15 protein-coding genes and 1 riboswitch are annotated in these 18,284 nt (G+C 68.6%); of the genes, 7 read left to right on the top strand and 8 right to left on the bottom strand.

Going from position 1 to position 18,284, the window contains the following annotated elements:
- Positions 1 to 11 precede the first annotated feature (11 nt).
- The 6 genes from ACIPC1_RS07960 to ACIPC1_RS07935 all read left to right on the top strand — a co-directional run bounded on the left by ACIPC1_RS07960 (position 12) and on the right by ACIPC1_RS07935 (position 7,394).
- Positions 12 to 1,400: an HD-GYP domain-containing protein gene (locus ACIPC1_RS07960; protein WP_402514320.1), complete on the top strand. Its 1,389-nt coding sequence runs from the start codon at positions 12 to 14 to the stop codon at positions 1,398 to 1,400.
- Entirely contained in the window at positions 1,397 to 2,638 is a 1,242-nt protein-coding gene (locus ACIPC1_RS07955) for an HD-GYP domain-containing protein (RefSeq protein ID WP_402514318.1), read from the top strand. Before ACIPC1_RS07960 ends, ACIPC1_RS07955 begins: the two co-directional genes overlap by 4 nt.
- Before the next feature lie 217 nt (positions 2,639 to 2,855).
- Positions 2,856 to 3,836 carry a tetratricopeptide repeat protein gene (locus ACIPC1_RS07950; protein WP_383681745.1) on the top strand — a complete coding sequence of 327 codons (981 nt, stop codon included), beginning with the start codon at positions 2,856 to 2,858 and terminating at the stop codon, positions 3,834 to 3,836.
- Between the two features lie 91 nt (positions 3,837 to 3,927).
- Positions 3,928 to 4,578 carry a peptide deformylase gene (gene def, locus ACIPC1_RS07945; RefSeq protein WP_402514316.1) on the top strand — a complete coding sequence of 217 codons (651 nt, stop codon included), beginning with the start codon at positions 3,928 to 3,930 and terminating at the stop codon, positions 4,576 to 4,578.
- Between the two features lie 363 nt (positions 4,579 to 4,941).
- Complete coding sequence (cyc1, locus tag ACIPC1_RS07940; protein WP_402514314.1) at positions 4,942 to 6,027, top strand: epi-isozizaene synthase; 1,086 nt, start codon at positions 4,942 to 4,944, stop codon at positions 6,025 to 6,027.
- Positions 6,024 to 7,394 (top strand): cytochrome P450, encoded by a 1,371-nt coding sequence (locus tag ACIPC1_RS07935; RefSeq protein WP_402514312.1) that lies wholly within the window; start codon positions 6,024 to 6,026, stop codon positions 7,392 to 7,394. The genes cyc1 and ACIPC1_RS07935 overlap by 4 nt, the downstream gene beginning before the upstream one ends.
- Before the next feature lie 24 nt (positions 7,395 to 7,418).
- Here ACIPC1_RS07935 and ACIPC1_RS07930 read toward each other — a convergent pair whose 3' ends face one another.
- On the bottom strand, positions 7,419 to 8,384 hold the full coding sequence (locus ACIPC1_RS07930; protein WP_402514310.1) for a GlxA family transcriptional regulator: 966 nt from the start codon (positions 8,382 to 8,384) through the stop codon (positions 7,419 to 7,421).
- Positions 8,385 to 8,567: 183 nt separating this feature from the next.
- Between ACIPC1_RS07930 and ACIPC1_RS07925 the strand changes: the two genes are divergently transcribed.
- A complete protein-coding gene (locus ACIPC1_RS07925; protein ID WP_402514308.1) occupies positions 8,568 to 8,762 on the top strand; it encodes a hypothetical protein in 195 nt (64 codons plus the stop codon).
- A 92-nt stretch (positions 8,763 to 8,854) separates the two neighbouring features.
- On the opposite strand, the gene ACIPC1_RS07920 is transcribed toward ACIPC1_RS07925, so the two are convergent.
- The 7 genes from ACIPC1_RS07920 to ACIPC1_RS07890 form a co-directional block, all read right to left on the bottom strand.
- A complete protein-coding gene (locus tag ACIPC1_RS07920) occupies positions 8,855 to 9,811 on the bottom strand; it encodes a ribonucleotide-diphosphate reductase subunit beta (protein WP_402514864.1) in 957 nt (318 codons plus the stop codon).
- A 53-nt stretch (positions 9,812 to 9,864) separates the two neighbouring features.
- On the bottom strand, positions 9,865 to 12,261 hold the full coding sequence (locus ACIPC1_RS07915) for a ribonucleoside-diphosphate reductase subunit alpha (RefSeq protein WP_402514307.1): 2,397 nt from the start codon (positions 12,259 to 12,261) through the stop codon (positions 9,865 to 9,867).
- A gap of 134 nt (positions 12,262 to 12,395) precedes the next feature.
- Positions 12,396 to 12,532, bottom strand: a riboswitch (cobalamin riboswitch).
- Between the two features lie 331 nt (positions 12,533 to 12,863).
- On the bottom strand, positions 12,864 to 14,471 hold the full coding sequence (mctP, locus tag ACIPC1_RS07910; protein ID WP_384382632.1) for a monocarboxylate uptake permease MctP: 1,608 nt from the start codon (positions 14,469 to 14,471) through the stop codon (positions 12,864 to 12,866).
- Entirely contained in the window at positions 14,468 to 14,722 is a 255-nt protein-coding gene (locus ACIPC1_RS07905; RefSeq protein WP_402514303.1) for a DUF3311 domain-containing protein, read from the bottom strand. Before ACIPC1_RS07905 ends, mctP begins: the two co-directional genes overlap by 4 nt.
- A gap of 129 nt (positions 14,723 to 14,851) precedes the next feature.
- Positions 14,852 to 15,052, bottom strand: a complete 201-nt coding sequence (locus ACIPC1_RS07900; RefSeq protein ID WP_402514302.1) for a CstA-like transporter-associated (seleno)protein — start codon at positions 15,050 to 15,052, stop codon at positions 14,852 to 14,854.
- Positions 15,024 to 17,162: a carbon starvation CstA family protein gene (locus tag ACIPC1_RS07895; protein ID WP_402514299.1), complete on the bottom strand. Its 2,139-nt coding sequence runs from the start codon at positions 17,160 to 17,162 to the stop codon at positions 15,024 to 15,026. Before ACIPC1_RS07895 ends, ACIPC1_RS07900 begins: the two co-directional genes overlap by 29 nt.
- Positions 17,163 to 17,277: 115 nt before the next feature.
- Positions 17,278 to 18,042, bottom strand: a complete 765-nt coding sequence (locus ACIPC1_RS07890; RefSeq protein ID WP_402514296.1) for a GntR family transcriptional regulator — start codon at positions 18,040 to 18,042, stop codon at positions 17,278 to 17,280.
- Positions 18,043 to 18,284 lie beyond the last annotated feature (242 nt).

The raw sequence follows: 18,284 nt of genomic DNA, 5'->3' as shown, positions 1-18,284 counted from the left end.
GGGACGAGGTGATGGGGTCGGTGCCGGCCTGGGCCCGTGTGTACGTGGCCTGTGTCGTTCTCGCTGCCCTGGCCTGTCTCGCCCCGCTGCCGGCCGTCCGGGTTCCCTGGTGGATCGTCGCGCTGCTCTCCGCGCTGTACGCCGGGTGTGAGCGGATCACCCTCCCGCGGGGACCGAGGACCGCGGGTGCCCCCGGCCGCGAGGCCCCCAGAGGGATGGGCACCTTTCTCCCCGTGCTGCTCGCCGGGGCCTTTCTGCTGCCGCCCCCGGCCGCCGCGCTCGTCGTGCTGCCGGGGGCTCTGTTCGCCCGGGTCGAGCAGCGGCCGCGCCGGCTGCGCCGGGTCTGGCGGGCCGCGCAGCTCGCCGTGGCGATCTGGGCGGCCTCCCGGGTGCACTGGGCGCTGGGCGGCCGGGACGCCGTGGTCGCGCCGCACTTCCCGTACGCGCTCGTGCCCGCCGGGGCCGCGGTGCTGACCTTCTGCCTGGTGCTCACCCTCCTCGACGGCGGCATTCTCGCGCTGGCCGAGCGGGTGCCGGTGCGCGGCGCCTGGCGCGGCCTCTTTCCGCGCTCGCTCGCGCCCGCCGCCGTGCACGGGCTCGCGGGGCTGATGATGGCGGTGCTGTGGCGCAGTCCGTACGGGCCCGTCGCCGCGCTGCTCGTGCTGTTGCCGATGTACGTCTCCTGCTGGGTGTTCGCCCAGTACCACCGGGAACGGGCCGCCCACCAGGCCACCATTCGCGCACTCGTCCAGGCCGTCGACATCAAGGACGAGTACACGCGCGGACACAGTGAGCGGGTCGGGCAGGCGTCGATGATGATCGCGCGTGAACTCGGCATGGACGACGAGCGGGTCGAGGTACTGCGGTTCGCCGGGATCCTGCACGACGTGGGGAAACTGGGGGTTCCCACCCGGCTGTTGCAGAAGGACGGGCCGCTGACCCCCGAGGAGCGGCGGGTGATCGAGCTGCATCCCGAGTACGGGCACGAGATGGTGCGGGGCATCGGGTTTCTGGGGGAGGCCCGGTCGGCGATTCTGCATCACCATGAGCGGCTGGACGGGAGCGGATACCCGTACGGGCTGATCGGGGCGCAGATTCCGGAGTTCGCCCGGGTGGTGGCTGTCGCGGACGCCTTCGACGCGATGACGTCCACGCGGTCCTATCGCCGGGCGCGGCCGGTGCCGGCGGCGCTGGAGGAGCTCGAGCGGTGTGCGGGGGCGCAGTTCGATCCGGGGATGGTGGGGGCACTATCGCGGGCGCTGGCTCGGTACGGGTGGCATCCCGCCGTTACGGCGGACAGCCCCACGCCGCTTCGCGGCGGTGTTCACCCGCCCGCTGCGCCACCTGTTTCCAGTCGGATGGATGGGCACCCTACAAACGTCGGCAGGAGAGGCCCGTGAGTCCCCCGCTCGCCCTCATCCTCGCCCGAACCCTCGCCCTCCTCCTCGCCCTCGTCTGCCTTGCCGTCACCCTCTGGACCGGCGTCGAAGACCGCTCTGCGGCCCTCGCCTTCGGCATCCTCATCGCCGTGGGGGAGCTCACCCGGTGGAGTGGCGGCGAGGAGCGGGAGTCCGCGCCGCTCGGGGCCGCGGGGGCGCTGTCGTACGCGCTGCTCGGGGAGAACGCCGGGCAGGCCACGCATCACGGGGTGCCACAGGTCGTCGCGGTGGTCGCGGCGGCCGCTCTTCTGGGGTGTGTCCCGCATGTGGCGAGGGGGCACGGGCCGACCGCCGACCACCTCACCCGCCGGGTGCTCACCGCCGGATTCGCGGCCGTCTGCTTCCAACCCCTCTACAACCAGGGGGAGTTCCTGGAATGGGGCGGTCCGGCGTACGCCCTGTTGCTGGTCGCGCTGCTGGTCCTCACCGCTCTGTGTGATGCCGTACTCGCGGCGGCGATGAAGCATTCGCGGACCCGGTGGCCGTTCGGGCCGCTGCTGCGGGACGAGTTGCGGGCCATGCCGGGGATCGGGTCCGCCGTGTGTGCGACGGGGGCCGTGATGGCGCCGGCCGTCGCGGTGGTCGGGCTCTGGGCGCTGCCCGTGTTCTCGCTGCCGTTGCTGCTCACGCAACTGTCCTTCCGGCGGTATGCCGCCGTGCGGGTCACCTACCGGCAGACCATCGCCTCGCTGGCCAGGGCCACCGAGATCGCGGGGTACACACCTGCCGGGCACGCCCGGCGGGTGGCCGCGCTCAGCCGGGCCGTCGGGCGCGAGCTGGGACTTTCGGAGGCCGACCTGACCGTGTTGGAGTACGCGGCACTGATGCACGACATCGGACAGCTCAGCCTCCTCGATCCGGTTCCGGCCGGGGCCACCGCCGTGCTCCCCGCGGACGAACAGCGGCGGATAGCGCTGCTCGGCGGCGCCGTCGTACGGCAGACGGGGGTCGACGCGGAGGTGGCGGTGGTGGTGGAACGGCAGGCCGATCCGTACCGGGAGCAACCGGTCACCGCCCGGATCGTGCGGGTCGTGAACGCATACGAGGAGATGGCCAGGGAAGCAGGGCCCACAGGCCCTCTCACGGCGCTGGAGAAGCTGCGCCTGGGCACCGCCCGCGACTATCAGCCAGAGGTGGTGGAGTCGCTGGCCAGGGTGCTGTTGCAGAATCGGGGGGCCGCGCGTGAGCGCGTCGGCTGAGGGTGGTGGCGGCAGACGGGCGGGCGGCCTTAGCCTGCCCCAGGCTGGGTAACCCATGGGTAATGAGCGGCCGTCGGACGGTACGTGGTTGGATGCGAGGAAGAGGGTGTTCGGGGGCATGGGCCAGCCCAAAGCTGCGCTGTTCTCCAGGGACTCCTCAGGGAACTTTTCGAGGGACCGGCAGGCGGGAATCGCAAGGAACTGGCAGGCGGGAATCGTGAGGATCTTCGGCAAGGGACGACACCGGCCCTCCGCCTCATGGCGGCAGGCCACCGACCGTGCGTTCACGCTGATCGGCGACGGACGGTACGAGGACGCGGGCGCGCTGCTGACACGCGCCGCGGACCTGGAGCCGTGGCTGTCGGAGTCCTGGTTCAACCTGGCGCTGCTGCACAAGTTCCGGCACGACTGGGAGCAGGCGCGGGCGGCCGGACTCAGGGCCGTGGCCCTCCTCGACCGGGAGACGGGCGCACCTGACTGGTGGAACGTGGGCATTGCCGCGACCGCCCTCCAGGACTGGCCGCTGGCCCGCCGTGCCTGGCAGGCGTACGGGCTGCGGGTGCCGGGCGGCGCCGCCGTCTCCGGGGAACCGGTGGGCATGGACCTCGGCAGTGCGGCCGTACGGCTGTCTCCCGAGGGTGAGGCCGAGGTCGTGTGGGGGCGGCGGCTCGACCCCGCCCGCATCGAGGTGCTGTCCATTCCGCTGCCGTCCTCCGGGCGGCGCTGGGGCGAGGTCGTGCTGCACGACGGGGTGCCGCACGGTGAGCGGACGATCGCCGCCGGGCACGCCTACCCGGTGTTCGACGAGATCGAGCTGTGGGCGCCGTCGCCCGTCCCCACCTGGGTGGTGCTGCTCGAAGCGGCCACCGAGGACGACCGGGACGCCCTGGAGCAGCTCGCCGCCGACGCCGGCTTCGCCGCCGAGGACTGGTCGTCATCCGTACGGCTGCTGTGCCGGATGTGCTCCGAGTCGCGCATGCCCTCCGACGAGGGCGACGGTGAGCACCTCGACCCGCACGACCACAGTGAGCCCGGCCATCCGGGGCCGCTGGGCCACCGCACCGACGGGCAGCTGTGGGTGCCGGAGCGCGAGTGCGGCCTTGCCGCGCCCGCCTCGCTGGTGCGCGGTCTGCTCGACGGCTGGGTCGCCGACAGCCCGGACAGCCGGGACTGGCGGGACCTGGAAGAGGTCTGCTGAGCGGTCACCGAGGATCGCCGGGAAGTCACCTTGCCGTCCCCCGTAGGCTGTACCCGCAGATTTCAGGGATTCAGGAAGGCGTACGTCGGTCATGGCGCAGCAGGACACCGATCAGCAGCACACGGGCGTGCTCCCCGTGGACGACGAGGGCTTCGTCCTCGACACCGAGGACTGCGAGGAGCGCGAGGCCGCCTACCGCGAGCGCGGTACCTCGCGGCCGATCACCGTCGTCGGGAACCCGGTGCTGCACAAGGAGTGCAGGGACGTCACCGAGTTCGGCGACGAGCTGGCGCAGCTGGTCGCCGACATGTTCGCCAGCCAGCACACCGCCGAGGGCGTGGGCCTGGCCGCGAACCAGATCGGCGTCGACCTCAAGGTGTTCGTGTACGACTGCCCGGACGACGACGGCAAGCGGCACACCGGCGTGGTCTGCAACCCCGTGCTCGTCGAACTGCCCGCCGAGCAGCGCCGTCTGGACGACAGCAACGAAGGCTGCCTCTCCGTGCCGACCGCGTACGCGCCGCTCGCACGCCCCGACTACGCCGAGGTCACCGGGCAGGACGAGCGAGGCCACCCCATCAAGGTGCGCGGCACCGGTTACTTCTCGCGCTGCCTCCAGCACGAGACGGACCACCTGTACGGATACCTGTACATCGACCGGCTCTCCAAGCGTGAACGCAAGGACGCACTGCGCCAGATGGCCGAGAACGAGCCTCGCTACCCGATCGTGGCGAACGGCTGAGTGCAGCCCTGACGAGCGCCCGAGGCGTTGTGGTGAACGTCTGAGACAGAAAATGTCAGCTGATGCTCGCGATCTCTTGTGAGTCATCGCCATGGGTCTGCCTGTGTGGCGCCTGGTCAGGGACCTCCTGACCAGGCGCCGTTCGTATGTCCGTCGCACGTTCGATCCCATGTGCTCATCAAGTGATCCAGATTCAGTCATACAAGGGGAGATTCTCGGCACCATGGGGTAGTGAGTGGAGCAAATCCGTTCCCAGAACGGTCAGTTGTGGTGCTGAATGGGAAGTGCGGGGATACGCAACGGCGCACGCCCGGCACAGCGGGAGGGGCGCGGCGCCAACAGGCGGCTGAGAGGGGTTTGTTCGTGCATGCTTTCTCACAGAGCACTTCATCGACACCAACAGTGGTCGCGGTCCCACCGGCGCTCTCTCTCCCGGTGATCGAGGCCGAGTTTCCCCGTCAACTCCACCCGTATTGGCCCAGGCTTCAGGAGAACACCCGGACCTGGCTCCTCGAAAAGCGGCTGATGCCGCCCAACAAGGTCGAGGAATATGCCGACGGCCTGTGCTACACGGACCTCATGGCGGGCTACTACATTGGCGCCCCCGACGAGGTCATGCAGGCGATAGCGGACTACAGCGCGTGGTTCTTCGTCTGGGACGACCGCCACGACCGCGATGTGATCCACCGTCGTCCCGGGGCCTGGCGGACGCTCAGGTTCCAATTGCACGCGGCCCTCGACTCACCGGGGAACCATCTGCACCACAAGGATCCCCTGGTCGCGGGGTTCGCGGACAGCATGGTGCGGCTGTACTCGTTCCTCGGCGCGAAGTGGAACGAGCGGTTCGCGCTCCACTTCCACGCGGTGATCGAGGCGTACGACCGGGAGTTCCACAACCGGACGTCCGGCACGGTTCCGACGGTCGAGGAATACCTCGAACTCCGTCGGCTGACGTTCGCGCACTGGATCTGGACCGACCTTCTCGAACCCAGCGCGGGGTGTGAACTCCCCGTCTCGGTGCGGAATCATCCGGCATACCGGAAGGCGGCTCTGCTCAGCCAGGAATTCGCCGCCTGGTACAACGATCTGTGTTCGCTCCCCAAGGAAATAGCGGGCGACGAGGTCCACAATCTCGGAATCAGTCTCATTCACCATGAGGGGCTGAATCTCGAAGAGGCCGTCACGGAAGTCAGGCGACGCGTCGATGAATGCATCGGTGAATTCTCGGTCGCCGAGAAAGACGTATTGCGGCTCGCGGACACTCTCGCGGACGGGACAGCGCAGGGCAAAGAATCGAGCGTCGCCCTGAAGGCGTGCGTGGGCAATATGCGGAACTGGTTCAGTTCCGTGTACTGGTTCCACCACGAGTCCGGCCGGTACATGGTCGACAGCTGGGACGACCGCTCCACACCCCCGTACGTCAACAATGAAGCGGCAGGTGAGAAATGACCGTCGAGTCTGTGCGACCTGAGGTCCCTCGGACGCTGGAGCTGTCCGCCCCGCCCCTCGCGGGCGGCGGAGTGCCGGGCCTCGGCCACGGTTGGAAACTGGTCCGTGACCCGCTCGGCTTCCTGGCCCAGCTCCGCGACCACGGCGACGTCGTCCGGCTGAAGCTGGGCCCCAAGACCGTGTACGCGGTCACCACCCCCGAGCTCACCGGGGCGCTGGCGCTCAACCCCGACTACGCGATAGGCGGCCCGCTGTGGGAGTCCCTCGAAGGGCTTCTCGGCAAGAAGGGGGTCGCCACCGCCAACGGGCCGCAGCACCGGCGCCAGCGGCGGACGATCCAGCCCGCGTTCCGGCTCGACGTCATCCCCGAGTACGGGCCGATCATGGAGGAGGAGGCGCGTGCGTTCGCGGCGCGCTGGGAGCCCGGAGGCGCCGTCGACTGCACGTCGGAGTCGTTCCGTGTCGCCGTCCGGATCGCGGCCCGCTGCCTGCTGCGCGGCCAGTTCATGGACGAACGGGCCGAGCGGCTGAGCATCGCGCTCGCCACCGTCTTCCGCGGCATGTACCGGCGCATGGTCATCCCGGCGGGACCGCTCTATCGGCTGCCGCTCCCGGCCTACCGCAAATTCGATCGCGCATTGGCCGATTTGCACGCACTTGTCGACGAGATCATCGTCGAACGTCGCACATCTGGTCAAAAGCCGGACGATTTGCTGACAGCATTGCTGGAAGCGAAGGACGACAACGGTGACCCGATCGACGAACAGGAGATCCACGACCAAGTCGTCGCGATACTCACCCCCGGCAGCGAAACCATCGCGTCCACGGTCATGTGGCTGCTGCAAGTCCTCGCCGCGTATCCGGAACAGGCGCGGCGGATCAGCGAGGAGGTCGAATCCGTCACGGGTGGCCGACCTGTGGGATTCGGCGACGTCCGGAAGCTGTCGCACACGAACAATGTCGTCGTCGAGGCGATGCGTTTGCGTCCGGCCGTATGGATATTGACGCGGCGGGCGGTGACCGAAACCGAGCTGGGCGGCTATCGCATTCCGGCCGGTGCCGACATCGTCTACAGTCCGTACGCGGTCCAGCGCGACCCGCTGTCGTATGAGCGGCACCGTGATTTCGACCCCGACCGCTGGCTTCCGGAACGGTCCAAGGACGTGCCGAAGCACGCTATGCGACCGTTCAGCGTGGGTAACCGGAAGTGCCCGAGCGACCACTTCTCGATGGCCCAGCTGACCCTCATCACGGCGACGGTCGCGTCGAGGTGGCGCTTCGAGCAGGTGTCCGGCTCCAATGACGCGACACGCGTCGGCATCACGCTGCGGCCGCACCGGCTGCTGCTGAAGGCCCTTCCGCGCTGATCCCGCGTCCGTACTGGCGCACGTTCAGGCAGCCTGCGGGCCCCTGAACGTGCGCCGGTACGCCTGCGGGGTCGTCCCCAGACTCCGTACGAACTGATGGCGCAGCGCCGCCGCGTTCCCGAACCCCGTGCGGCCCGCGATCGCGTCCATCGTCTCGTCCGACGCCTCCAGGAGGTCCTGGGCAAGCAACACCCGTTGGCGCAGGATCCAGCGGTAGGGCGTGGTGCCCGTCTCCTGCTGGAAGCGGCGCGCGAAGGTGCGGGGCGACATGTGGGCGCGGGCCGCGAGCTGTTCGACGGTCACCTCCTCGTCCAGGTGGCGCTCCATCCACACCAGCACCTCGCCGACCGTGTCGCACTCGCTGCGCGGCAGCGGCCGCTCGATGTACTGGGCCTGGCCCCCGTCGCGGTGCGGCGGTACCACCATGCGCCGTGCGATGGCGTTGGCGACCTCCGGCCCGTGTTCCTTGCGCACGATGTGCAGGCAGGCGTCGATCCCGGAGGCCGTGCCTGCCGAGGTGATCACCGGGTCCTCGTCGACGTACAGCACGTCCGGCTCGACGATCGCGCGCGGATACTGCCGGGCGAGCATCTCGGCGTGATGCCAGTGCACGGCGCAGCGCCGCCCGTCCAGGAGCCCGGCCGCGCCGAGCACGAAGGCCCCGGAGCAGACACTGAGCACCCGGGCGCCACGGTCCACCACCCGGCGCAGGGCGTCGAGCAGCTCGGGCGGATAGTCGCGTACGGCGTAGGCCCTGCCGGCCGGTACGACGACCAGGTCGGCCTCCTCGAGGCGGTCCAGGCCGTGGGGAGTGGAGACCGTCAGCCCGGGGACATGGGTGCCGAGCGTCGACCCCTCGGCCGAGACGGCCGCGAAGTCGTACACGGGCAGCCCCTCGTCGCCGCGGTCGAGACCGAACACCTCGCAGACGACGCCGAGTTCGAAGGGGTGTACGCCGTCGAGCAGGGCGACGGCCACGTTCTTCAGCACGACTTCACCTCGTCCGGTGGTTCGGGCCGGCCTGTCCGGCGTCTTCGGCCGGGAGTCCGGGGTTGGTCCCCGGACGGGCACAGCAGGGCGTTTACCAGTGTGCCTCAGAAGTGGCAGTAATTCGAGGGTGTGCGGCAGTCCTGCCACTGACCCCGGTGGGCGATCGGCGCGACAGTGGACGACATGAACGCACTCACAGACACACTCACCGTCCTCGGAATCCTCCTGGTCCTGGCCCTTCCCGCACTGGTCGGATACGCCCACGAATGGCGCATCGACCGGCAGCTCCGGGCGGCGGCCGTGCGCCGGTCCGGCCAGGCCTCGGCCGAGCGGGACCTGCGCGGTCTCACCACGAACGATGTCGCGCGTGCGGCGTGAGCGGCGACGAAAAAGCGGCATGAGAGGCAAGGGAAAAAAGTGACCGCCCCCGGCCTCACGGCCCGGGGCGGTCACTGTGACAGCGGCAGTTCCTAGAAGTCCTCGTCCAGATCGACGGTGCCTTCCACCGCCACCTGGTACGCGGACGCGCGGCGCTCGAAGAAGTTCGTCAGCTCCTGGACGCCCTGGAGCTCCATGAACGAGAACGGGTTCTCCGAGCCGTACACCGGGGCGAAGCCCAGGCGCTGGAGGCGCTGGTCGGCCACGCACTCCAGGTACTGGCGCATCGAGTCGGTGTTCATGCCCGGCAGACCCTCACCGCACAGGTCGCGCCCGAACTGAAGCTCGGCCTCGACGGCCTCCCGCAGCATGTCGGTCACCTCCCGCTGAAGCTGCTCGTCGAAGAGCTCCGGCTCCTCCTTGCGGACGGTGTCGACGACCTCGAAGGCGAAGGACATGTGCATCGTCTCGTCGCGGAACACCCAGTTGGTGCCGGTCGCCAGGCCGTGCAGCAGACCCCGGCTGCGGAACCAGTAGACGTACGCGAAGGCGCCGTAGAAGAAGAGCCCCTCGATGCACGCGGCGAAGCAGATCAGGTTGAGCAGGAAGCGGCGGCGGTCGGCCTGGGTCTGCAGGCTGTCCAGCTTCTCGACCTCGTTGATCCACTTGAAGCAGAACTCGGCCTTCTCGCGGATGGAGGGGATGTTCTCCACCGCGTCGAAGGCGGCCGTGCGGTCGTCCGGGTTGGGCAGGTAGGTGTCCAGCAGCGTCAGATAGAACTGGACGTGCACCGCTTCCTCGAAGAGCTGGCGGCTCAAGTACAGCCGCGCCTCAGGGGAGTTGATGTGCTTGTAGAGGGTCAGCACCAGGTTGTTCGCCACGATCGAGTCGCCTGTCGCGAAGAACGCCACCAGGCGGCCGATCATGTGCTGCTCGCCCTCCGAGAGCTTCGCGAGATCGGCGACGTCCGAGTGGAGGTCGACCTCCTCCACAGTCCAGGTGTTCTTGATGGCGTCCCGGTAGCGCTCGTAGAAGTCGGGGTAGCGCATGGGGCGGAGGGTGAGTTCGAAGCCCGGGTCGAGAAGGTTCTTCTGGGGGGTACTCACTGGCAGGCCTCGCAGGAATCGGGGTTTTCGAGGGAGCAGGCGACGGCGTCCTCGTCGGGGGTCGCCTGCACGGGGATGGTCTTTTCGGGCTGTGCCTGCGCCTGTGCCGCGCGGGCGATGCGGGTCGCCGGGCGGGAGCGCAGGTAGTACGTCGTCTTCAGACCCGACTTCCAGGCGTACGCGTACATCGAGGAGAGCTTGCCGATGGTCGGCGTCTCCAGGAAGAGGTTCAGGGACTGCGCCTGGTCGAGGAACGGGGTGCGGGCCGCGGCCATGTCGATCAGGCCGCGCTGCGGGATCTCCCACGCCGTGCGGTACAGGTCGCGGACGTCCTGGGGAACCCAGGTGAAGCCCTGCACCGAGCCGTTGGACTCGCGCAGCGCCTCCCTCGTCTGCGCGTCCCACACGCCGAGCTTCTTCAGCTCGGCCACCAGGTAGGAGTTGACCTGGAGGAACTCGCCGGAGAGCGTCTCGCGCTTGAACAGGTTCGACACCTGCGGCTCGATGCACTCGTAGACGCCCGCGATGGAGGCGATGGTGGCGGTGGGCGCGATCGCGAGGAGGAGCGAGTTGCGCATACCGGTCTTGGCGATACGTTCCCGCAGGGTCGTCCAGCGCTCGGGCCAGGTGAGTTCGGTGTCGTAGTGGTCCGGGTGCAGGACGCCACGGGCCGTACGGGTCTTCTCCCACGCGGGGAGCGGGCCGTTGCGCTCGGCGAGGTCCGCGGAGGCCTCGTACGCGGCGAGCATGACGCGCTCGGCGATACGGGTGGAGAGCGCCTTGGCCTCCGGCGAGTCGAAGGGCAGCCGCAGCTTGAAGAAGACGTCCTGGAGGCCCATCGCGCCGAGGCCGACCGGGCGCCACCTGGCGTTGGAGCGGCCCGCCTGCTCGGTCGGGTAGAAGTTGATGTCGACCACGCGGTCCAGGAAGGTGACCGCCGTGCGGACGGTCTCGTCGAGGCGCTCCCAGTCGATGTCCCCGGCCGTCGTGTCGACGAACGCGCCCAGGTTCACCGAGCCCAGGTTGCAGACCGCCGTCTCGCCGTCGTCCGTGACCTCCAGGATCTCCGTGCAGAGGTTGGAGGAGTGGACGGTGTGGCCCGGCTCCGCCGTCTGGTTGGCGGTGCGGTTGGCGGCGTCCTTGAAGGTCATCCAGCCGTTGCCGGTCTGCGCGAGGGTGCGCATCATGCGGCCGTAGAGGTCGCGGGCGGGGATCGTTTTCCTGGCGAGGCCCTGGGCTTCCGCCTTGTGGTAGGCCGCGTCGAACTCGTCGCCCCACAGGTCGACCAGTTCGGGCACGTCGGACGGGGAGAAGAGGGACCAGAGGGCGTTCTCGTTCACCCGGCGCATGAACTCGTCCGGGATCCAGTGCGCCAGGTTCAGGTTGTGCGTACGGCGGGCGTCCTCACCGGTGTTGTCGCGCAGCTCCAGGAACTCCTCGATGTCGGAGTGCCAGGTCTCCAGGTAGACCGCGGCCGCGCCCTTGCGCCGGCCGCCCTGGTTCACCGCGGCGACCGAGGCGTCGAGGGTCTTCAGGAACGGGACGATGCCGTTGGAGTGCCCGTTCGTGCCGCGGATCAGTGAACCGCGGGAGCGGATACGGGAGTACGAAAGGCCGATGCCGCCCGCGTGCTTGGAGAGGCGCGCGACCTGGTGGTAGCGGTCGTAGATGGAGTCCAGCTCGTCCAGCGGGGAGTCGAGGAGGTAGCAGGACGACATCTGGGGGTGGCGCGTGCCGGAGTTGAAGAGGGTGGGGGAGGAGGGGAGGTAGTCGAGGCGGCTCATGAGCCGGTAGAGCGCCTCGACTTCGGTGAGGGCGCGCGTTGTGTCGTCTTCAGCCAGGCCCGACGCCACGCGGAGCATGAAGTGCTGGGGCGTCTCGACGACCTTGCGGGTGATCGGGTGGCGCAGGAGGTAGCGGCTGTGCAGCGTGCGCAGGCCGAAGTAGCCGAAGCGGTCGTCGCCTTCCGTGTCGATCAGTGCGTCCAGGCGGGCGGTGTGCAGGCGTACGAAGTCCGCTGTGCGGTCGGCGATGAGGCCCTCGCGGTGGCCGACGGTGACCGAGTCGGAGAAGGTCCGCACGCCCTGCGAGGCGGCTTCCGCCGCGATACTGACCGTCAGGAGCCGGGCGGCCAGCCTGGAGTAGACGGGGTCCTCGGAGATCAGGCCCGCCGCGGCCTCGGTGGCCAGCTCGCGCAGCTCCACAGCGATTTCGGAGGCCCCCCGTGCGGAGCGGCCACGCAGCGCGGCGGCGGCGACCCGGCCGGGGTCGGCGCCGGGGAGGTCGGCGGTGAGGTCGGTCAGGGTCCGCAGCAGTGCGGTACCGGGGCCGTCCGTCTCCACCGGGGCCTGCTGCGTAGTCGCTGAGGCCGGGTCGACTGGCGCGATGGTCACGTGGGGCTCTCCCTCGCTGGGCACGGGGCCTTGGGGAGGGTGGCGGGGCACACGAGCGCACGCTTTTGGGCAGCGATGCGCCGCGTCCACCGGCCCATTCCGCGAGGCCCGGACGTCATGTCACCCGGGCCGGCTGGCCGGGGCGCACTGTCGGCAGGTCCTCGGACTGGACTCCATACGCGAACGAACGCGCATAAGTACACCGTTGCGGGACAGTTCCGGATTTGCACCGGATTCCCCTGCGGCGACAGCGAGCATGAGCATACATCTTGTGTTGGGCTGCTGTGGTACCCCCACATGTTGTGTCGTGTCACGCCGCCGAGGTGTCGTCGTGGGTCGGGGCCGTACCGGAGCATCCGTCCTCGGTCTGGCGCGGAATCGGTCACTTTTCGAGCGAACGGTGTTGACGCGCCATCCGCTGCGGGCGGACATTCCGGCACGTCCCCTTCTGACGGAGGGGGCCTCCATCTCCCTAGCCCGTCCGGCGTGGGCTGCCGCGCCCAGACCCCCGCTGCCGGTCTGAACGGCCTTGTCCTCAACAGGTACGGGACGGGTAGGGGCGGAGGGGGCGAAAAATCCCTCCCTCGGCCCCCACCCGGCGTCTAGTGGGTTGTTCCCGCCGTCGCCGGCGGGAGTTCCACCTGTACGCCCTTGTCGCCGGCGTCTGCCGTGTAGTCCTCGGGGCTTGTCTCGTCGATGCCGTCGGGGGCGTTGAAGGCGCGGAGGGCGAAGGTGAGGATCACGGTCACCACGACGTTCAGGACGAAGGCCGTCAGGCCGATGTAGCCGATCTCACCGATGCCGGGGATCTCCTTGGAGCTGCCGCCGAAGTGCTTCTGGGTGGGGGAGGCCACGCCGTACGCGGCGAGGGTGCCGTAGAGCATGCCGACGGCCCAGCCCGCGAGGAGGGCCCAGCGGTGGAACCAGCGGGTGAAGAGGCCGCCGACCAGGGCCGGGAAGGTCTGCAGGATCCAGATGCCGCCCAGTAGCTGGAAGTTGATGGCGACCGTCTTGTCCATGGTGAGGACGAAGACGAGGGCGCCGACCTTCACGAGGAGGGAGACCAGCTTGGAGATCTTCATCTCCTGCGCGGGAGTGGCGTCCGGCTTGATGAAGTCCTTGTAGATGTTCCGGGTGAAGAGGTTCGCCGCCGCGATGGACATGATGGCGGCGGGGACCAGGGCGCCGATGCCGATCGCCGCGAAGGCGACGCCCGCGAACCAGTCCGGGAACATGTTCTCGAAGAGCTGGGGGATCGCCAGCTGGGCGTTCTCCACCTTCACCCCGGCCGCGATCGCCATGAAGCCGAGCAGGGCCAGGAGGCCCAGCATGAGGGAGTACAGAGGGAGGATCGTGGTGTTGCGACGGATCACCTCGCGGCTGCGGGAGGAGAGCGTCGCCGTGATCGAGTGCGGGTACATGAACAGGGCCAGCGCCGAGCCGAGGGCGAGGGTGGCGTACGTCCACTGGCCGGCCTCGGCCGGGACGGTCCCGCCCGCGCCTGCTGCCGTGTACTTGTCGTTCGCCGCCTTGAAGATCTCGTCGAATCCGCCCAGCTTGATCGGGATGTAGATGATGGCCACCGCGATCACGATGTAGATCAGGGTGTCCTTCACGAACGCGATCATGGCGGGGGCTCGGAGGCCCGAGGAGTAGGTGTACGCCGCCAGTACGCCGAAGGCGATCAGGAGGGGGAGGTCCTTGACGAACCAGTTGGTGTCGTCGCCGCCTCCTACGCCCATGACGTCCAGAACCGCCTGGATGCCGACCAGTTGGAGTGCGATGTACGGCATCGTGGCGAGGATGCCGGTCACGGCTACGGCCAGGGACAGGCCCTTTGAGCCGAAGCGGCCACGCACGAAGTCCGAGGTCGTCACGTAGCCGTGCTTGTGCGAGACCGACCAGAGGCGGGGGAGGAAGGTGAAGATCAGCGGGTAGACGAGGATCGTGTACGGCACGGCGAAGAAGCCGGCCGCGCCCGCCGCGTAGATCGCGGCCGGTACGGCGACGAAGGTGTACGCCGTGTAGAGGTCGCCGCCCAGCAGGAACCAGGTGACCCAGGTGCCGAACGACCGGCCGCCCAGGCCCCATTCGTCGAGGCTTTCGTCGGCCGCCCTGCGCCAGCGTGCGGCCAGGAAGCCCATGACCGTGACGGCCAGGAAGAAGAAGATGAAGACGGCGAGTGCGACGCCGTTCACGCCGTCGTTCATGCTCCGGCACCCCTCTTGCGGGCGCGCTGGTCACGCTGCCACAGCTTGTACGCGGTCATGGTGAGGGCGGCCGAGATGAACACCCACAGCATCTGGTACCAGTAGAAGAACGGGATTCCGATGAAGGCCGGGTCGGTCTTGGCGTACGAACCGACCCACAGCATCGCCACGAACGGCGCGAGCAGGCAGAGGGCGATCACCACCCGGACCGGTGTCACCACCGGTGGCTTCACTTCAGGCGCATCTGACATATGGCGGCTCCGTCCCCTCACTGATCACCTGTGTAACGCGCAGGCAATCTAGGCGACGAGGTCAGGTAAGCGGAACCCCTGTCCGTATGTCAGTCGGCAAATGGCGTCCGGATAGCCGTATATACGTCCTCAGCAGCAGCGGAACCCCTGTCGGGGGTCCTTGTCCCGGCGGTCCGTTCGCATCCGCTCGAACTCGCGCCGGGTGGGGATGAGGGCGGCAGGGTGGTCCTCTCGGATGTGCGCGATATGGCGGTCGTAGGATGATTCGTCCGTCAATTCCCTTACGTACCAACGGATTCCGCTAATCGCTCTGTGCAGCGCCGACCGCATCGCGTTCCTCCGCCCTCTCCTGTTTGGTTGTGATCAGACCGGCCGGGGCGATGATCTTCGACTTCACGTACGGTGCCTCGGTCAGGGTGGAGAGCGCGGGGCGGCGCACGTGGCGGATGCAGACCCGGGCCGCGTCCGCGATCACGACGATGACCAGGACGGCCAGGACCGCCGCGAGGACGCCGTCCACCGTGGAGTTGGTGACGACCGTGTGCATGTCGTCCATGTTCTTGGCCGGTGGCAGGACCTTGCCCGCGTCGATGCCGTCCTGGTACACCGAACGCTGCTTGAAGAAGCCCACGCGCGGGTCGCCGGAGAAGACCTTCTGCCAGCTCGCGGTGAGGGTGACGACCGCGTCCCAGAGGAGTGGAATCCCGGTCACCCAGGCCCACTTGAGGCGTCCGGATTTCACGAGGAGTGTGGTGCAGACGGCCAGGGCCACCGCGGCCAGCAGCTGGTTGGAGATGCCGAAGATCGGGAACAGCTGGTTGATGCCGCCCAGTGGCTCGTGGACGCCGACCCAGAGGAAGTAGCCCCACAGGGCGCACACGATGCCGCTCGTGATGACGAGGCCGGGCTTCCAGCTCACGTTCCTGAAGGGCCGGTAGACGTTGCCCAGCATGTCCTGGAGCATGAACCGGCCCACACGCGTGCCCGCGTCGAGGGCGGTCAGGATGAACAGCGCCTCGAACATGATGGCGAAGTGGTACCAGAAGGCGCGCAGGCTTCCCCCGGTGACCTGGGAGAAGATCTCCGAGACGCCGAGGGCCAGGGTGGGCGCGCCGCCGGTACGGGAGAGCAGGGTTGCCTCTTCCACCTGGTCGGCCGCCTTCGCCAGGTCCGCGGGCGAGATGGTGTAGCCGAGGTTCGCGACCGCCTGGGACGCCGATTCGACGGTGCTGCCGATGACCCCGGACGGCGCGTTCATCGCGAAGTACAGACCCGGGTCGATGATGCTGGCGGCGACCAGCGCCATCACGGCGACCGACGACTCCATGAGCATGGAGCCGTACCCGATCATGCGGATCTGCGTCTCTTTCTGGATCATCTTCGGTGTGGTGCCGCTCGATATGAGCGAGTGGAAGCCCGACAGCGCGCCGCACGCGATGGTGATGAAGACGAACGGGAACAGCGAGCCCGCGAAGACCGGGCCGTCGCCCCGCGAGGCGAAGTCCGTGACCGGGTCCATTTTGAGTGTCGGCAGGGCTATGACCACGCCGAGGGCGAGCAGTGCGATCGTGCCGATCTTCATGAAGGTGGAGAGGTAGTCGCGGGGTGCCAGCAGCATCCAGACGGGCAGGATCGAGGCGATGAAGCCGTACGCCACCATCCAGACGACCAGGGTGGCGGGGGCGAGGGTGAAGGTGTCGGCCCAGGAGGATTCGGCGACCCAGCGGCCCGCGATCAGCGCGAGCAGCAGCAACGCGACGCCGATCAGCGATACTTCGGAGACCCGGCCCGGCCGCAGCACCCGCAGGTAGAAGCCCATCAGGAGGGCGATCGGGATGGTCATCGCGATGGAGAAGGTGCCCCACGGCGACTGCGCGAGCGCGTTGACGATGACCAGAGCGAGTACGCCGAGCAGGATGATCATGATGGCGAAGGTGGCGACCAGCGCGGCGGCCCCGCCGAACGGGCCGATCTCCTCGCGGGCCATCTGCCCCAGCGAGCGGCCGTCGCGGCGCGTGGAGAAGAACAGGACGACCATGTCCTGGACCGCCCCCGCGAAGATCACGCCGACGATGATCCAGATGGTGCCGGGCAAGTAGCCCATCTGCGCGGCCAGTACGGGGCCGACGAGCGGGCCCGCGCCCGCGATCGCCGCGAAGTGGTGGCCGAGCAGCACGCGCCGGTCGGTCGGATGGAAGTCGATGCCGTCGTTCAGCCGCTCCGCCGGGGTCGCCCGGGTGCCGTCGAGCTTGAGCACCTTGTAGGCGATGAACTTCGAGTAGAAGCGATAGGCGATGGCGTACGAGCAGAGCGCGGCGGCGACCATCCAGGCGGCCGACACCTCCTCGCCCCGCGCGAGCGCGAGTACGGACCAGCCCGCGGCGCCGACCAGCGCGACGAGGGTCCAGATGACGATGGATCGAGTGTTCGCGGTGCGCACCGGGTCGTCCTCCCGTCCATGCGATGACGGGAGGACCGTAGAACAGGAAGAGGAGCAGCGCTACACCTCCTGCACCACCCCAAGTGGTTTATTCCTGGGGGAGCTTGAGCGGCTGCTAGTCCTGCGGGCGCTTCAGGCGTGCCACGAACTTGTACCGGTCGCCCCGGTACACCGACCGCACCCACTCCACCGGCTCGCCGAGTCTGTCGAGCGAGTGGCGGGAGAGCATCAGCATGGGCAGGCCGACGTCGGTGCCGAGCAGGCCGGCCTCGCGCGGGGTGGCCAGCGAGGTCTCGATGGTCTCCTCGGCCTCGGCGAGGTGGACGTCGTACACCTCGGCGAGTGCGGTGTAGAGCGAGGTGTACTTGACGAGCGACCTGCGCAGGGCGGGGAACCTCTTCGCCGACAGGTGGGTCGTCTCGATGGCCATCGGTTCGCCGCTCGCCAGGCGCAGTCGCTCGATGCGCAGGATCCGGCCGCCCGCGGTGATGTCGAGCAGGCCGGCGAGGGTCTCGTCGGCGGTGATGTAGCCGATGTCCAGCAGCTGCGAGGTGGGTTCGAGGCCCTGGGCGCGCATGTCCTCGGTGTACGAGGTGAGTTGGAGAGCCTGGGAGACCTTCGGCTTGGCGACGAACGTGCCCTTGCCCTGGATGCGTTCGAGGCGGCCCTCGACGACCAGTTCCTGGAGGGCCTGACGGACGGTGGTGCGGGAGGTGTCGAACTCCGCGGCCAGGGTGCGCTCGGGCGGTACCGGGGTGCCCGGCGGGAGCGTCTCCGTCATGTCGAGCAAATGTTTCTTCAGGCGGTAGTACTTGGGCACGCGCGCGGTACGGATGGGGGCCCCACCCTCGTTCTCCGCACTGCTGACGTCGGTGCTCATGTCCTGCCTTCCCGGCTCCGGTGCCGAAGCGACCGACATACCCGATCGGCCACGGCTCACATCGTGGCACGGCTTGCCGTGCGAGTATCCCCCCGCACGCTCCGTGATCCCCTCTTATACCGTCGGCGTTCATGGTTGGTCTAGTCCATCGCGCGCGGACGGGGCGCGTGTCCGCGTGAACGCGCCTGCCTGTTATGCCACTTACCTACTTAAAGGTCCCTGCGTATGTCGGTCCCATAACG

It is taken from the genome of Streptomyces sp. NPDC087263, assembly GCF_044744645.1.
GTDB lineage: Bacteria > Actinomycetota > Actinomycetes > Streptomycetales > Streptomycetaceae > Streptomyces.
Note: the sequence above shows the minus strand (reverse complement) of the source record. Positions and strands in the feature narration are given on the sequence as shown.

Coding starts and splice junctions, on each gene's coding strand:
- def (WP_402514316.1), top strand. CDS start 3,928: ATGGCGCAGCAGGACACCGATCAGCAGCACACGGGCGTGCTCCCCGTG.
- ACIPC1_RS07960 (WP_402514320.1), top strand. CDS start 12: ATGGGGTCGGTGCCGGCCTGGGCCCGTGTGTACGTGGCCTGTGTCGTT.
- ACIPC1_RS07890 (WP_402514296.1), bottom strand. CDS start 18,042: ATGAGCACCGACGTCAGCAGTGCGGAGAACGAGGGTGGGGCCCCCATC.
- ACIPC1_RS07900 (WP_402514302.1), bottom strand. CDS start 15,052: ATGCGGTCGGCGCTGCACAGAGCGATTAGCGGAATCCGTTGGTACGTA.
- mctP (WP_384382632.1), bottom strand. CDS start 14,471: ATGAACGACGGCGTGAACGGCGTCGCACTCGCCGTCTTCATCTTCTTC.
- ACIPC1_RS07920 (WP_402514864.1), bottom strand. CDS start 9,811: ATGCGCTACCCCGACTTCTACGAGCGCTACCGGGACGCCATCAAGAAC.
- ACIPC1_RS07905 (WP_402514303.1), bottom strand. CDS start 14,722: ATGTCAGATGCGCCTGAAGTGAAGCCACCGGTGGTGACACCGGTCCGG.
- ACIPC1_RS07925 (WP_402514308.1), top strand. CDS start 8,568: ATGAACGCACTCACAGACACACTCACCGTCCTCGGAATCCTCCTGGTC.
- ACIPC1_RS07935 (WP_402514312.1), top strand. CDS start 6,024: ATGACCGTCGAGTCTGTGCGACCTGAGGTCCCTCGGACGCTGGAGCTG.